The organism is Peptostreptococcus faecalis (genome assembly GCF_900240845.1).
GTDB classification, from domain to species: Bacteria; Bacillota; Clostridia; order Peptostreptococcales; family Peptostreptococcaceae; genus Peptostreptococcus; species Peptostreptococcus faecalis.
This window is the reverse complement of the sequence record NZ_OERU01000002.1, coordinates 241,408-258,064: the sequence shown is the minus strand read 5'-3', so window position 1 is coordinate 258,064 and position 16,657 is coordinate 241,408. Positions and strand designations below refer to the sequence as shown.

Sequence of the window (16,657 nt, the reverse complement as noted above, 5' to 3'; positions counted from 1 at the left end):
ATTATCTTTTTTTATTTATAAAAGAAGAACCTAAATATTTTTTTATATCTTCATATGAAGAAAAATCGTCAATTAGAATTTCTTTACCAGTATCTTCAAATACTACTAAAACTTCACAGTTACCTTGTAAGAAGAACTTTCTTACAGTTTCTTCTTTTACTTCTCTAACTTTTATAATATTTTTTTTATCTTTTTCGAAGTCTTTAGTATAATAACTTCCCATGATATTTATTATTTTTGTGTATCTATTCATAGCTATTACTCCTTAAAATTTAAATTAATTTATGTATATTATACAATGTAATATATTTAGGTTCAAGGTGATTGCTCAATAAAAGGATTCTGACTGATGATATACTTTCTTAAATATGATAAAATATAGTGTAGATTACTAAGTACAGGTGGTGTGAGATGAAATTAAATCAGATAAAAGGTAATACTTATTGGATACGAGGTGGAACTAACACCGGAGTATATATATTCGAAGATAATACTGTACTTCTAATAGATACTGGTATTGGCGGAAGTAGAATAAATAAAATGGTTGAAATTTTACAAGAAAATAAAATGGATGTTAAATATATAATGACTACACATGAACACGAAGATCACTGTGGAGGGAATTATCAGATAAGAGAAATATATCCAGATGTTATAATATATGCACCTAAGAGAGCAAAGATATACATGGAAAATCCTGATGTATATGTAGATTTTTTAATAGGTGGAAGACATTCACAAAATATAAAAAGCGAAATCGAAAAGCACTTTCAAGGATCAACAAAAGTAGATAATACTGTATATCCAGGCGAAAAAATAAATATTAAGAATCATATATTTGAAATAGTGGATTGCTCTGGGCATACAAGCGATGGAGTTGGTATAAAAACGGATGACGATGTTGTATTTTTAGCGGATTTAATGGTAACAAAAAATTCACTGGCTAAGTTTGATTTCTTATTTATGTATGACTATCCGAGTCAAATAAGATCTTTAGAAAATGTAAAAAATATTGATTTTAAATACAGCATATTGGGTCATTCTAGAGGAGTATATTCAAAATCGGAAACTATAGAAATAGCAGACTATAACTACAAGGCTTTGGTTAGATTAGTAGAATTTGTTATGGATACACTAAAAGAGCCAAAGACAATAGACGAAATAATAAAGAATTTTATAGATATAAAAAAATTACCATCATACTATATGGCATATTTAGAGTATAGAAACTCATTAAATGCTACACTGGCATTTTTACATGATCTTAAATTAATTGAAGTTGCCCTTGAAGATAACATACTAAAATATGTAGCAATTGAAAAATATGATGCGGATAAAATTAAAGATGCAATTATGAAAAAACGCGAAAAGTAAAACTATGTAATATTGGAGGTAAAATAATGAAGCTGTTTGCAATAGGTGATTTACACTTATCTGGAGCTGTAGATAAGCCGATGAATATATTTGGTGATAACTGGATAGGACACGACAAGATTATATTTGATGATTGGAAAGAAAAAGTATCAAATGAGGACGTAGTTTTAATCGTAGGAGATATTTCATGGGCTTCAAAACTTCAAGATGCTAGAGTGGACTTGGATAGAATTTCTGAGTGTCCTGGTAAAAAATATTTGATAAGAGGAAATCATGATTATTGGTGGGGTACAGCTACAGCATTAAATAAATTGTACGAAGATGATATGAATTTTATGAATACAAAATATGAAACATTAGGAGAATATGCAATATGTGGTAGCAGAGGGTGGATTTGTCCTAATGAACATTGCTTTGAAGAAAAAGATTTTGAAATATATAAAAGAGAAGCAAATAGATTAAAAATATCTCTAGAAAGTGCAAGAAAAGATGGTTTTGATAAATTTATAGTAATTATGCATTATCCTCCAACTAATGAAAAGTTTGAAAACTCCTTTTTTATGGATATTATAAACGAATACAAACCTGAGCATGTTATATATGGGCACATTCATGGAAAGGAAAACTTTAAGTATGGACTTCAAGGAGAATTAAATGGTGTAAATTTTCATTTGGTATCGTGTGATTATTTAGATTTTAAATTGAAAGAAATTTTTATTAAATAAAATTTAGTATAAATTTAAATGAAAAAATAAATACTAAATTAAAATTTAACAATTTTTGGAACTCAAAATAATTAATAGAAGATGCAGCGGAGGTAGATGGTGAGTAGAAATATATGCATTGATATAGATGGGACAATGATTGATCCATACTTTTTTGTTCCCTATTTAAATAAACTAACGGGCAAAGAAATTACAAATGATCAGTTTATATCTACTAACTGGAATGATGTCTACGGTACTGAATATGATTGGATATATGAAAATTTTGATATAAATTATTCTTATATATACGAAGAGATGAATATATTGGATAATGTCACAAATGTGATAAATCAATTAGAACGTAGTGGTGATAAAGTTTTTTTTGTGACTGCTAGGAGCAGTGAAATCGATGATATAACGAAAAAATGGATATCAAACAATGGACTTGATCCTGATTTGGTATACTCACTTAGCGGAAATGGCGGGAAAGTAAGTATGGCAAAAAAGCTAAGGTGTGATATATTTATTGAAGATGATCCAGAGAATGCAATAAATTTAGATAAAGCTGGAATAAAAGTTATTTTATTAGATTGTGCATATAATCAAAATATAGACGGTCAAAATATAATAAGGGTAAAAAACTGGAAAGAAATTCAAAAAATATTACTTAAATAAAAAATCTCCTCAGTAAGAGGAGATTTTTTATTTAAGTATGTGGATTAAAGAGAATCTTTAGATCCTAAAACAATGTCTATTTTTTCTGATACAACTGCCTGTATAGCATCTCTTCCAGCACCTAGATATTTTCTAGGGTCAAACTGTGATGGGTTTTCAGCCATGAACTTTCTCATAGAAGCAGTCATTGCTAGTCTTAAATCTGTATCCATGTTGATTTTGCAAACAGCCATTGATGATGCTTTTCTAAGCATTTCAACTGGAATACCCTTAGCTCCGGCGATATCTCCACCAAATTTATTAGCAGTAGCAACAATTTCCTGATCTACAGCAGACGCTCCGTGAAGAACGATTGGGTAGTTTGGAAGCTTTGCCTGAATTGATTCAAGTATGTCAAATCTTAACTTAGCTTCTCCCTTGAACTTGAATGCTCCGTGAGAAGTACCTATAGCTATAGCAAGTGAATCAACGCCTGTTCTGTTTACAAAGTCAACTGCCTGATCAGGATCAGTAAACTTGTGTACATCAGAAGTAACATCATCTTCTGTTCCAGCTAGAACACCTAATTCAGCTTCTACTGATACATTTTTAGAGTGTGCATATTCTACAACTTCCTTAGTAATAGCAACATTTTCTTCGTAATCAAGATGAGAACCATCAATCATAACTGATGTAAATCCAGCATCTATACACTTCTTAGCCATTTCAAAATTTGGACCATGGTCAAGGTGTAGAGCACAATCTACTCCTATTTCATCTGATGCAGCCTTTACCATAGCTACTAATGTATTTATGCCTGCATATTCAATAGCTGACTTTGAAGCCTGAATAATAACTGCAGAATTTTTTTCCTTACAAGCTCTAAGAACTCCTTGTAGTTGTTCTAAATCACTTATATTAAAAGCTCCAATTGAGTATCCACCCTTGTATGCTTTTTCGAACATTTTTTTAGTGTTTATTAACGACATAATATCCTCCTTACAAATATATAATTATATTAGACAAAAATTTAAATTTTTATTATTGTCAAGTCCTATTATATCAAAAAAAAAAAAAAATGATAGCTAAAATAATAATAATTTTTTTAAACTTGCGTAAATTTCATTGTGTAAACTATTTAATATTATATTTTAATACAGAAAATCTTAAAGAAAAATTAAGAAATATATGCACTTTTATTTTAGTTTTAGATCGTATAATGAATATAAAGAAAGATAAGAGGCTATAAGGAGGTGGCATAAAATGAAAATAGTTATTTTGACAGCAAAATATGGTATGGGGCATGTGTCAGCAGCCAATTCTATAAAACAGGATATATTAAAATTTAATAGTGAAGCAGATGTTGAAATAATTGACTATTTTGAGTATACTATGCCGACACTATCAAAATTCCTATACAAAGCATTTAATGTCACACTAAAATATGCTAAGGAATTATATAGTCTGTACTATTTAAGAAATGATAGAAAAACAAGCGGAAGAGATGTATTTACTAGAAGATTTGCAAACATGGCTGAAAAGTTGATATTAGAAAAACAAGCAGATGTAATTGTATCTACTTTCCCACTAATATCTCAAGGTATTGGGCTTTATAAAAAAGAAAGCGGATCTAAAATATCTTTAGTAACTTGTATTACAGATGTAAGCAGTCACTATGAATGGATAAATGATTATACAAATAGATATTTAGTTCCTTCTGATTCAATAATGAATGAATTAGTAGAAAAGGGAGTAAAAAAAGATATAATAATATCTTCAGGAATACCAGTTTCTATGAATTTTAGAAAGATATCTATGAATAATACTTTTGGTAAGAATAAAACTATAAAGATAAATAAAAATAAAGAACTCTTAATAATGGGAGGTGGATTTGGTATACTTCCTGAAGAAGATTCTTTTTATAAAAAATTAAACTCATTGAATAATATACATACTACAATAGTAACAGGTAATAATAAAAAGGCATATGAAATGCTACATGGTAAGTATGATAATATAACAGTAGTTGGATTTACAAATAAAGTTTATGAACTACTAGAAAAAGCAGATTGTATTATCACTAAGCCAGGTGGAATAACAGTGTTTGAGTCGATTTATTCGTTGACACCAATTATTTCACTACCTACTACTTTACCAAATGAAGTTAAAAATGTGGATTTTATATATTCTAATAATTTTGGATTCATGCTTGATGGAACATCTGAAAAAGATTTAGATATAGTCGAAAGATTATTGAATGATAATGCTAGTATGTCTAAAATTAAAAAGTCGATGTCAAGATTTGTTGATGGGTTAAATAAAAATTACTATAATGCATCTTGTATGGATGCAGAGTCAATAATATAATTTCAGAAGAATTGACAATTATAACAAAGAGATAATGTTTAATTAAATAATAAATGATTAGTAATAAGTGATAAGAATAAGGTTGTCTCGGTAAGATAAGGCAGCCTTATTTTTATTTATAAATTGATTAAAAGGCTAATTCACTTTTCAAGTGGATTAGCCTGTATTTAAAGATATAACGACAACAAAAAAATAGAAAAAAGGATATAGGCTAGTAAAAAATATTATGCTTAGTTATAATTAAAATATACATAAATATTACATACTAGGAGGTAGAGATGATATTGATAAAGATTTTACTTGTATTGGTATTAGTATTTATAGTTCATTCTATAATACCAACATACTACAATAAGATATTTAATAAAAATGCAATAAGAAAAACGGATACGGATAATAATATAATGCTGACATTTGATGATGGTCCAGATAAAAGATATATTAATCAGTTGTTAGCGGTACTAGAAAAAAATGATGTGAAAGCTATATTTTTTATGGTTGCCAAAAATGCACAAAATAATTCAGAAATAGTGAAAAAAATAGAAAATAAAGGTCATAAAATAGCTCTTCATTCTTGGGAACACAAAAATGCAATGCTTTATAGCTATTTTTATACAAAGAAGGATTTTGAAAATAGCAAGCAAATAATGAGTAGTTTAGGAGTTAAAGACTTTATATATAGACCACCATGGGGTCATACCAATATATTTTCTAATCACTTTGTTAAAAAGCACAATATGAAACTGATGTATTGGGATGTAATGGCAGAAGATTGGAGTGCAAGTAGTACACCGGAGTCTATTAGTGAAAAATTATTAAAAAGGACAACTAAAAACAGTATTATTTGCTTACATGATGCAGGAGAAAACTCTGGAGGAGCAAAAGATGCACCACTTAATACTATAGAAGGTCTTGATATAGCAATACCTAAGTTAAAAGAGAAGGGGTATAATTTTGTATTGCCACAGTAATAAATAAAATAATTTTAAAATTATATACCGAAAAGGAGTGAAAATGGAAGGATTAAAGAGTAAAAAGAGCCAGTTTCTAGGAATTGGTATAATGGTAGTGATAATGGTTGGATACATCGCATATGTATTGAAAGATGAATCTCCAACAGAAATAATAAATGCTATAAAAAATGTGAAGCCTACATTCATGCTAATTGCATTGGGACTTATGGCTTTTTATATAATCTGTGAAGGAATAAATATATGGATAATGATGAAAGCCCTTAATAAAAAAACAAATATAAAAAATTGCTTGGGGTATGGATTTGTAGGATTTTATTTTAGTTCAATAACGCCATCAGCTTCAGGAGGGCAACCTGCTCAAATTTTCTTTATGAAAAGGGATGGAATATCTATGACATCATCTTCACTTGGATTGATGGTAGTGTTTGTAGCACATCAGCTAGTTGTAATTGCTTACGGAATAGCGGCTTTTTTTTCACCAATAAGTGATAATATAACTCAAATGACTGGGGTTAAATTGCTTTTGCTGTACGGATTTTTATCAAATGCAGTGATCTTGTTAGCTATTGCACTTTTAATTTTTTCACCTAAGACTGTGTTTAAAATTTTAAATGTATCGGTTTTATTTCTTTACAAGATAAAATTGGTAAAGAACTTAGATAAAATGAAAAATAAGATATCAGTATCTATACAGGAGTATGAAGCGGGTGCGATTTATATGAAAAATAATCCTAAAGTTATATTACATGTAACACTTGTAACTATGATTCAAATTGCAGCTTTATTTATAATTCCATATTTTATATATAAGGGGTTTGGATTAAGTGGATTCTCTATGTGGGATTTGATGTTTGCTCAAGCAATATTAAATATTGCTGTATCAGCACTTCCGTTGCCAGGAGCAGTAGGTGCTAGTGAAAGCGTCTTTGTTGGATTATTTAGAATATTTTTCGGAAGTGGTCTTGTTATACCAGCAATGTTGCTTACAAGAATTGCAAATTTCTACTCAGTATTAATAATTAGTGGTATAATATCATTAGTGATGTATATAACAACAACGAAAAATATCAGTGCTAACAAAGAAATTAAAGAAAAAGAAAATGCTTAAAATATAAAGGCTGAGTCAGTATTTAAATAAGGAGGTTGGTTTATGTCCATTCAAAATAAAATAGAACAAAAACAGACCCAAAAAATAATTATTTCAAATAAATTGGTTCAGTCTTTAAATATACTGAATTTAGGTCGACAGGAGTTAGAAAATAAGTTAGAAATTGAATATGAAAGCAATCCAGCATTAGAAGTAAAGATTGAAAAAAACGAAATAGATTGGGAAGAGTATATAAAAAACGACATTAAGACACATAGAGTTGATAGAAATGAAACTGTATTTACGGATACTTCGGATTATGACTTTGAAAATATGACCGTGGATAGAGATACTATTTACGATAAATTGCATGCGCAAATAAACATAATGAAAATTTCTAATAAACATAAAGGAATATGTAACTACTTGATTGATAGCCTTGATAAGGATGGCTATTTAAGAGAGGAAAATGATATTATATCTAAAAAATTAAAGGTAAGTAAAAGCAAAGTTGAAGAATGTATAGAGATAGTTCAGAGTTTAGAGCCTACTGGTATTTGTGCTAGAAATTTAAAGGAATGTATCATTTTACAACTTCGTCAACGAGGTATATTTGATGATGTACTAGAGAAGATGATAAAAGAAAATTTAAACGCCATAGCGAATTCAAATATTAAAATACTATCATCCACATATAAAATAAAAAAAGATGATGTAATTTCATATATTGAATTAATAAAATCATTAAATCCAAAACCAGTAGAAGCCTGTAGTGACGATACAATAGTATATGCGTATCCAGATGTAGTTGTTGAGTTAGAAGAGGGGAGATATATTGCTAAGCCGTATGATGAAAAAAAGGTAAGGATAGGAATAAATGAATATTATAAAAATCTATTTATAAATACTGACGATAAAGAGGTAAAGCTTTTCTTAAAAGAAAAATTAAATTCTGCAAAAAAAATAATGGATGATGTATACGAAAGAAATTCTACGATAGTAAAAATTGCAAACGCTATTATAGAATTACAATACGGTTTTTTTGAAAGTAATGCACAGTTAAAACCAATGACTCTAAACGATATATCAGATATAGTTGGTTGCCATGTATCTACAGTGAGTAGGGGCGTGAATGATAAATATATGTTGACATCTAAAGGATTGTTAGAATTTAAACATTTTTTTTCCAATTCATATGAACTAGACAATGGAAATGTAATTTCTTCATCGGAAATAAAAAAGTGCATAAAAGAAATTATTGATAATGAAGAAAAAAGGAAGCCTTTAAGCGATAAAAAGATAGAGGATATTCTAAAAGAAAAGGGATATGACGTTGCGAGACGAACTATATCAAAGTATAGGGAAGAATTAGGCTTTTTAAATTCGTCTAAGAGAAAAATATTATAAATATATAAGAACAAAGGTACTATCTTGCTATTAGTAACATATCAAGATAGTACCTTTGTCCTTATGCGAGATTAAATTTGTAGAGAATAAAAAAATTAAAAATAAATAAATAAATTTTATAAATTAGATTGATTTTTTTAAAAGGAGGGTATATAATAATCCATGTGGGACAGAAAGTAACATCATAGGACGACAAACAGCCCACTTCTTTTAAAACAGGAGGAAAATAAAATGGACGAGTTGATAGAAGTTCAAAAAAAAATAATTCCTCATGCTATTGAACTGATGGAAAAGAGATATGCGATTTTAAGACAAATCTCAATTAGTCAGCCAATTGGCAGAAGAATGCTATCTGTTCTATTAGACATTAGTGAGAGGACAACTAGAACGGAGATAGATTTCTTGAAGGAACAAAATTTGATAGAAATTGCTGGATCTGGTATGACAATCACTGAAGAAGGCAAAGATGTTTTGAAAAAACTAGACCAAGTAATGATTGAAGTAATGGGAATTTCAGTATTACAGCAAAGTCTAAAGGAAAAGCTAGGAATAAAAAATATAGCAATATCTAAAAATATAAATGAAACAAAAGAAGGCATATCAAAGGGAGTTGCGAAATGTGCAGCTGATTATATACTTAAGGTTTTAAAACCTGAAGATATAGTAGCTATAGCTGGAGGAACTACTATGAGAGATATTGCAGAAAATATCAAGTCAGAAACTCGCTATGGTGAAGTTACAGTATTGCCAACAAGAGGAAGTGTAGGTCTAGATATTGACATTCAGGCAAATAATATAGCAGCTTTACTTGCTAAAAACTTGGGAGCAAAGGTAGAATTTTTATATGTTCCAGATCAAGTTGAAGATAGTGCAAGGGAAACAATTATGAATATACCTGATGTGAAAAATACGATAGAAGACTTAAAATTAGCTGACAAAATGATACTTAGTGTTGGAAGAGCTGATGTAATGGCTAAAAGACGAGCGATGTCTCAAGAAGATATCAAAAAACTAAAAGACGGAGGCGCAATTGCTGAAGCTTTTGGATATTATTTCGATAAAGATGGAAATATAGTTATGAAGTTAAATACTATTGGAATAGACATAGAAATGTATAAAAACTCAAAAAACCCAATAGTCGTGTTTTCAGGTCAAGACAAAGTAGATTCATTCTTGGCAATGTATAAAATAAACAAAAACTTAACTTTAATAACTGATGAAAACAGCGCAAGAGAAATATTGAATAAAATAAGTAATTAATCTATAAACTTAGTTTAAATATAGATAATATAAATTGAAAAATAAAAGAACCCTATGAAATAGGTTGGAGGTAAAAAATGGTTAAAGTAGCAATTAATGGATTTGGTAGAATAGGTAGATTAGCATTAAGACAGATGGTTGAACAGTCAGATAAGTTTGAAGTAGTAGCAATAAATGATTTAACAGATTCTCACATGTTAGCTCATCTTTTTAAATATGATACAGCACAGGGCAGATTCAATGGAGAAATAATTGAAGAAAAAGATGCTTTTATTGTAAATGGAAAAGAAATAAAGATATTATCAGAAAGAAATCCTGAAAATCTTACTTGGAAGGAAATGGATGTTGATATAGTTTTAGAATGTACTGGATTTTTCACTTCAAAGGAAAAAGCAGAAGCGCACATAAAGGCAGGAGCAAAGAAAGTTCTAATTTCTGCACCAGCTACAGGTGATGTAAAGACAATAGTATACAATGTAAACTCAGATATATTAGATGGTAGTGAAACAGTAGTTTCAGGAGCATCTTGTACAACAAACTGCCTTGCACCAATGGCTAAGGTATTACAGGATAAGTTTGGAATAGTAGAAGGATTAATGACTACTATACATGCATATACAAATGACCAAAATACTCTTGATGCACCTCATGCAAAGGGAGATTTAAGAAGAGCTAGAGCTGCTTCAGAAAATATTGTACCTAACACAACAGGTGCAGCAAAGGCTATAGGTCTTGTAATACCAGAATTAGTTGGTAAGCTTGATGGAGCTGCACAGAGAGTTCCAGTAGCAACAGGATCAATTACTGAATTAGTTTGTGTACTTGAAAAGAACACATCAGTAGAAGAAGTAAATGCTGCTATGAAGGCTGCTTCAAATGAATCTTTTGGATACACTGAAGATGAAATAGTATCAAGTGATATAATAGGAATACATTACGGATCATTATTTGATGCGACTCTAACAAAGGTAATGGATGTAAACGGACATCAGTTAGTTAAGACTGTATCTTGGTATGATAATGAAATGTCTTATGTATCACAGTTAATTAGAACACTATCTTTAGTAGGAAGCATGACAAAATAATAAAAAATAAACTGGTTTTGAAGAAAAGTCTTTAATAGGCCTCGAAGGCGCCAGAAATTTAAAGTCCGAGGGTAAGTTTCTTTAACCCTCGGACTTTTATTATGTGATTCTCAATGAATTGTATATAATAATTATTTTGTTTTAGTAAATTAAATTTAGCAAAATATCATAATATAGTATATATTATATTCAAAAAAAACTTTAATATGTGATATAATTATGGGGTAATATTGAATTATGGACGGAAAAAAATTTATAAACTAATAGAGTATACTACATTTAGTGTACTAAAATTAGTGCAAAAAAGTACAATGAGATAAAAGGAGAATTTTTATGACAATGCTTAGTAAAAAAACTATTGAAGATATCGAGGTAAAGGGAAGAAGATGTTTAGTAAGATGCGATTTCAATGTGCCTTTAAAAGATGGTGAAATTACAGATGATAACAGATTAGTTGGAGCTTTACCTACAATAAAATACTTAATAGAAAATGGTGCGAAAGTAATTTTATGCTCACACCTTGGAAAGCCAAAAGGAGAAGCAAAGCCAGAACTTTCATTAGAGCCAGTAGCAAATAAATTGTCTGAAATGTTAAATAAAAATGTGGTTTTTGCAGCTGATGATAATGTTGTCGGTGATAATGCAAAAAAAGCAGTTTCTAATATGAATGATGGAGATGTAGTACTACTTCAGAATACTAGATATAGAATAGAAGAAACAAAAAATGAAAAGAATTTTTCACAAGAACTAGCTTCACTTGCAGATGTATTTGTGAATGATGCCTTTGGAACAGCTCATAGAGCACACTGCTCAACAGTAGGGGGAGGAGAATTTCTTGAAGAAAGAGTTTGTGGATATTTAATACAAAAAGAACTTGATTTCCTTGGAAAATCAGTAGAAAATCCTGACAGACCACTTCTTGCAATATTAGGTGGTGCTAAAGTCAGCGATAAATTAGGTGTAATAAATAATCTTTTAGAAAAAGTGGATACACTTATAATAGGTGGAGGAATGGCATACACTTTTATTAAGTCTATGGGTCATGAAATAGGAACATCTCTTTTAGAAGAAGATAAAATGGATTATGCAAAAGAAATGATGGAAAAGGCAAAAGAAAATGGAGTAAAATTATTACTTCCTTTAGATTTTATATATGCAGATAGATTTGCGGAAGATGCTGAGCCTCATGTAACAGAAGGAAGGGATATACCAGCTGATTGCATGGGTCTAGATATTGGACCAAAGACAATAGCTCTATTTACAGAAGCTGTTGAAAACTCTAAAACTATTGTTTGGAATGGACCTATGGGTGTCTTTGAATTTGAAAACTTTGCTAAGGGAACAAGAGCTATAGCAAAAGCTATGTCAGAAGTTGATGCGATTACAATAATAGGTGGAGGAGACTCTGCAGCAGCTGTAAATCAAATGGGGTATGGAGATAAAATGAGCCATATTTCAACAGGTGGAGGGGCTTCACTTGAATTTTTAGAAGGTAAAGAATTACCTGGAATAGCTGCACTTGACAATAAATAATAAATTAAGGAGATATACAATGAGAAAGCCTATAATAGCAGGAAATTGGAAAATGAATAAGACTATAAAAGAAGGTCTTGAATTTGTTGAAAGTATAAAGGGAAAAACTGACGATAACGTAGAAACTTTAATTTGCGCTCCTTTCACTTTGCTAAAAGATTTAAAGGAAGCGACAAAGGGAACTAATATAAAAATTGGTGCTCAGAATATGCATTTTGAAAACTCTGGAGCATTTACAGGAGAAGTAGCACCTGCAAACCTAGTAGAAATTGAAATGGATTATGTAATAATAGGACATTCAGAAAGAAGAGAAATGTTCAATGAAACAGATGAATCTTGTAATAAAAAGGTTCTAAAAGCAATAGAAGTTGGAATCAACCCAATTCTTTGTTGTGGAGAAACTCTTGAAGAAAGAGAAGCAAATGAAACTATGAAAAAAGTTGAATCACAAGTTAGCAAAGGTCTTTTAAATGTAGATCCAAAAGATTTAGAAAAGGTAGTAATAGCTTATGAACCTATTTGGGCTATAGGAACTGGAAAGACTGCAACTGCACAGCAAGCTAATGAAGTGATATCTTATATAAGATCAGTAGTAAGAAATATGTTTGGCGATTTAGCAGATAGTGTAAGAATTCAATATGGTGGAAGTGTAAAGCCTGCCAATGTTGCAGAAATAATGGGTCAGTCTGATATAGACGGTGCATTAGTTGGAGGAGCATCATTGAAGGCAGATGATTTCTTAGGATTATTAAAATTTTAGTTCAAAAGGATGTGCTTATATGAAAAAACCAGTCGTATTGACGATAATGGATGGATTTGGTTATAACCCAAATACAAAGGGTAATGCAGTAGCAAAAGCAGGAACTCCAAATATAGATAGACTTATGAAAAATTATCCACACGAGCTAATTAACGCTAGTGGATTAGATGTAGGACTTCCTACAGGACAGATGGGAAACTCTGAAGTTGGGCATACTAATATAGGGGCCGGAAGAATTGTATATCAAGATTTAACAAGGATAACAAAGGCAATAGAAGATGGAAATTTCTTTGAAAATAAAGACCTTCTATCAGCTATGTCAAATGCAAAAGAAAAGAGTCTTCATATATTAGGGTTACTTTCTGATGGTGGAGTTCACTCACATATAGATCATTTGAAAGCTGTAATAAAAATGGCTAAAGAAAATGACGTAAAAAACGTATTTGTACATGCATTTACAGATGGAAGAGATACAGATCCACAAAGTGCTATAAATTACGTTGCAGAAATTGAAGAATATATGAAAGAAATTGGAGCTGGAAAATTTGCAACTGTTTCTGGAAGATATTATGCAATGGACAGAGATAAGAGATGGGATAGAGTTCAAAAAGCGTATGAAGCAATTGTGGATTCAAAGGGTGAATTTGCCAATTCAGCTAAAGAATGCATAGAAAATTCATATAAAGCTGATATAAATGATGAATTTGTAGTTCCAACTGTTATCACAGAAAATAATAAGCCAGTAGCTCATATTGAAAGTGGAGATTCAGTTGTATTTTTCAACTTTAGACCTGACAGAGCAAGAGAAATTACAAGAGCTATTGTAGATGAAAAATTTGATGGATTTGAAAGAGCTTATATACCTACTGAGTATATTTGCATGACAACATATGATGCAACAATCTCTAATGTAAGTGTAGCATTTGGTCCAGAAAAAATAGTAAATTCATTAGGTGAATATCTTGCTAAAAATGACAAAAATCAGTTAAGAGCAGCAGAAACTGAAAAATATGCACATGTAACATTCTTCTTTAATGGAGGAGTTGAAGAACCATTTAAGGGAGAGGATAGACTTCTTATACCTTCACCAAAGGTAGCAACTTATGACTTAAAACCTGAAATGTCTGCATATGAACTTTTAGAAAAACTTTTAAATGCTCTTGATGAAGATAAGTATGACTTTATAGCAGTAAACTTTGCAAACCCTGATATGGTAGGTCATTCTGGAAATATGGATGCAACTATAAAAGCTGTAAAAGTAGTGGACGAGTGTGTAGGAAAATTATTCGATAAAGTATTAGAGCTTGGTGGAAGCGGAATCATAACGGCTGATCACGGAAATGCTGAACTAATGCTTGATTTGGATACGAATAGACCTATCACAGCTCACTCAACAAATCCTGTTCCATTCATAGTAGTAGGAGAACAATACAGAGGAAAGACGTTATTAGATGATGGAAGACTGTCAGATATAGCTCCTACTGTATTGGATATGATGGATATGAAGCAGCCTGAGGAAATGACAGGCCATTCGCTAATAAAAAAGTAAGTAACAAAAATAACACATAATATAATTATTGATATGATCATATTTATGACTTATCGATAGTACAATATGATATAATAAATTATAAAAAAAATGTTTTTTTGAGAGGAGAAATAAAATGTCGACTATTGAATTAGTATACGCAAGAGAAGTATTGGACTCAAGAGGTAATCCTACAGTAGAGGTAGAAATAGTTCTTGAAAGTGGAGCAAATGGTAGAGCTATTGTTCCTTCTGGAGCATCTACAGGAGCTTTTGAAGCTGTAGAACTTAGAGATGGAGATAAGAGCAGATACCTAGGAAAGGGAGTTCAAAATGCAGTTGACAATGTTAACGAAATAATAGCACCTGAGATTGAAGGTCTTGATGCATTTGATCAGCCTGGTATAGATGGATTAATGATAGAATTAGATGGAACTGAAAATAAAGGGAAATTAGGAGCAAATGCAATCCTAGGAGTTTCTTTAGCGGTTGCTAGAGCAGCAGCAGATGAAATAGGTCTTCCATTATTCCAGTATATTGGTGGAGTAAATGCAAAGCAGTTACCAGTTCCAATGATGAATATTCTAAATGGTGGAGAACATGCAGATAATAACGTAGACGTTCAAGAATTTATGATTCTTCCTGTTGGTGCTGATTCATTTGCAGAAGCTTTAAGAATGGGTGCAGAAGTATTCCACTCACTTAAGAAAGTTCTTGGAGAAAGAGGACTTGCATCAGGTGTAGGTGATGAAGGTGGTTTCGCTCCAAACCTAAAATCAAATAGAGAAGCTCTAGAATTGATAATTGATGCAATTAAGTTGGCTGGATTGACTCCTGGTGAAGATATTATGCTTGGACTAGATGTTGCTGCTACAGAAATGTATGACAAAGAAACAAAGAAGTATGAATTAAAGGGCGAAGGAAAGACTCTTACTTCAGACGAAATGATAGACTTATTCGCTGAGTGGGTAGCTGAATTCCCTATCATCACAATAGAAGATGCTCTTGATGAAGAAGATTGGGATGGATGGAAAGCTCTTACTGAAAAATTAGGTGACAAGGTTCAGTTAGTAGGAGATGATTTATTCGTTACTAACACAACTAGATTAGCAAGAGGAATCGAAAATGGAGTAGCAAACTCAATACTAATAAAGGTAAATCAGATAGGAACACTTACAGAAACTCTAGACGCTATTGAAATGGCAAAGAGAGTAGGATACACTGCTGTAATATCTCATAGATCAGGTGAAACTGAAGATACTACAATAGCTGATATAGCAGTTGCAGTAAATGCTGGTCAAATAAAGACTGGTGCTCCTTCAAGAACTGATAGAGTTGCTAAGTATAACCAGTTATTGAGAATAGAAGAAATAGTTGGTGACTACGCTAGATATGAAAAATTAAATTCTTTCTACAATATTAAAAAGTAGAAATTGAAAGAAATTACTTTTTAAATTGAATATTAAAATTTTAGACTAAATAAGAGATTATTTGTGGTAAAATTAATACCATAGATAATCTCTTATTTAATATTTATTAAAATAAAAAAAAGTTAAATTCTATGCAATAAAATACGATTTTCTTGTGAAATCAGTTGAAATATGGTATAATACAATTTGGATTTGTAGAGACGTCGTTTAAAAGGGAGGATACCATGATAGTTAATATATTTATGGCAATACAAGTAATATTAAGTATTCTAATGATAATAGTTGTTTTACCACAGCAGAGTAAAAAAAGCCAGCCTCAAATTTTTATAGAAGACTCGTCTTCTCAGGCATACTTTAAGCCTAAGGGGAAAGAGGCAGTATTAAATAAGATTACAAAGGTAGTTGCTATACTGTTTTTCATAAATGCGCTTGCTCTTGTAATGGTAATAAAGTAACGAATAGAAAATTTAAAGAATAAATTACTATACACCA

At 30.7% G+C, this 16,657-nt stretch carries 16 protein-coding genes; 14 read left to right on the top strand and 2 right to left on the bottom strand.

Translation table 11 applies throughout. The annotated features are described in order from the left end of the window. Window position 1: 1 nt before the first annotated feature. Entirely contained in the window at window positions 2-253 is a 252-nt protein-coding gene (locus tag C0982_RS06460) for a hypothetical protein (protein ID WP_101773359.1), read from the bottom strand. Between the two features lie 158 nt (window positions 254-411). Between C0982_RS06460 and C0982_RS06455 the strand changes: the two genes are divergently transcribed. The 3 genes from C0982_RS06455 to C0982_RS06445 all read left to right on the top strand — a co-directional run bounded on the left by C0982_RS06455 (window position 412) and on the right by C0982_RS06445 (window position 2,756). Beyond that, a complete protein-coding gene (locus C0982_RS06455) occupies window positions 412-1,374 on the top strand; it encodes an MBL fold metallo-hydrolase (RefSeq protein ID WP_101773358.1) in 963 nt (320 codons plus the stop codon). A 26-nt stretch (window positions 1,375-1,400) separates the two neighbouring features. Next, window positions 1,401-2,099 carry a metallophosphoesterase gene (locus tag C0982_RS06450; protein ID WP_101773357.1) on the top strand — a complete coding sequence of 233 codons (699 nt, stop codon included), beginning with the start codon at window positions 1,401-1,403 and terminating at the stop codon, window positions 2,097-2,099. Window positions 2,100-2,198: 99 nt separating this feature from the next. Further along, window positions 2,199-2,756, top strand: coding sequence for a 5' nucleotidase, NT5C type (locus C0982_RS06445; RefSeq protein WP_242961517.1), 558 nt, complete (start codon window positions 2,199-2,201; stop codon window positions 2,754-2,756). Between the two features lie 44 nt (window positions 2,757-2,800). Here C0982_RS06445 and fba read toward each other — a convergent pair whose 3' ends face one another. After that, a complete protein-coding gene (gene fba / locus C0982_RS06440) occupies window positions 2,801-3,724 on the bottom strand; it encodes a class II fructose-1,6-bisphosphate aldolase (protein WP_101773355.1) in 924 nt (307 codons plus the stop codon). Between the two features lie 274 nt (window positions 3,725-3,998). On the opposite strand from fba, the gene C0982_RS06435 reads away from it, so the two are divergent. The 11 genes from C0982_RS06435 (at window position 3,999) to secG (ending at window position 16,620) form a co-directional block, all read left to right on the top strand. Next, complete coding sequence (locus C0982_RS06435) at window positions 3,999-5,102, top strand: MGDG synthase family glycosyltransferase (RefSeq protein WP_101773354.1); 1,104 nt, start codon at window positions 3,999-4,001, stop codon at window positions 5,100-5,102. Window positions 5,103-5,380: 278 nt separating this feature from the next. Further along, on the top strand, window positions 5,381-6,073 hold the full coding sequence (locus C0982_RS06430; RefSeq protein WP_101773353.1) for a polysaccharide deacetylase family protein: 693 nt from the start codon (window positions 5,381-5,383) through the stop codon (window positions 6,071-6,073). Window positions 6,074-6,116: 43 nt separating this feature from the next. Beyond that, window positions 6,117-7,184 (top strand): lysylphosphatidylglycerol synthase transmembrane domain-containing protein, encoded by a 1,068-nt coding sequence (locus C0982_RS06425; RefSeq protein ID WP_101773352.1) that lies wholly within the window; start codon window positions 6,117-6,119, stop codon window positions 7,182-7,184. Window positions 7,185-7,226: 42 nt separating this feature from the next. After that, on the top strand, window positions 7,227-8,570 hold the full coding sequence (gene rpoN / locus C0982_RS06420) for an RNA polymerase factor sigma-54 (RefSeq protein ID WP_101773351.1): 1,344 nt from the start codon (window positions 7,227-7,229) through the stop codon (window positions 8,568-8,570). 231 nt (window positions 8,571-8,801) lie between these two features. Continuing rightward, the gene (locus C0982_RS06415) at window positions 8,802-9,830 is read left to right on the top strand and encodes a sugar-binding transcriptional regulator (protein WP_101773350.1); all 1,029 of its coding nucleotides are present in this window, start codon (window positions 8,802-8,804) and stop codon (window positions 9,828-9,830) included. Window positions 9,831-9,907: 77 nt separating this feature from the next. After that, window positions 9,908-10,915 (top strand): type I glyceraldehyde-3-phosphate dehydrogenase, encoded by a 1,008-nt coding sequence (gene gap, locus C0982_RS06410; protein ID WP_101773349.1) that lies wholly within the window; start codon window positions 9,908-9,910, stop codon window positions 10,913-10,915. A gap of 333 nt (window positions 10,916-11,248) precedes the next feature. Beyond that, a complete protein-coding gene (locus tag C0982_RS06405; protein ID WP_101773348.1) occupies window positions 11,249-12,448 on the top strand; it encodes a phosphoglycerate kinase in 1,200 nt (399 codons plus the stop codon). 19 nt (window positions 12,449-12,467) lie between these two features. Then, complete coding sequence (gene tpiA, locus C0982_RS06400; RefSeq protein ID WP_101773347.1) at window positions 12,468-13,208, top strand: triose-phosphate isomerase; 741 nt, start codon at window positions 12,468-12,470, stop codon at window positions 13,206-13,208. Between the two features lie 19 nt (window positions 13,209-13,227). Further along, on the top strand, window positions 13,228-14,757 hold the full coding sequence (gpmI, locus tag C0982_RS06395; protein ID WP_101773346.1) for a 2,3-bisphosphoglycerate-independent phosphoglycerate mutase: 1,530 nt from the start codon (window positions 13,228-13,230) through the stop codon (window positions 14,755-14,757). A 115-nt stretch (window positions 14,758-14,872) separates the two neighbouring features. Further along, window positions 14,873-16,165, top strand: a complete 1,293-nt coding sequence (eno, locus tag C0982_RS06390) for a phosphopyruvate hydratase (protein WP_101773345.1) — start codon at window positions 14,873-14,875, stop codon at window positions 16,163-16,165. A gap of 224 nt (window positions 16,166-16,389) precedes the next feature. Then, window positions 16,390-16,620 carry a preprotein translocase subunit SecG gene (gene secG / locus C0982_RS06385; protein WP_101773344.1) on the top strand — a complete coding sequence of 77 codons (231 nt, stop codon included), beginning with the start codon at window positions 16,390-16,392 and terminating at the stop codon, window positions 16,618-16,620. Window positions 16,621-16,657: the final 37 nt, after the last annotated feature.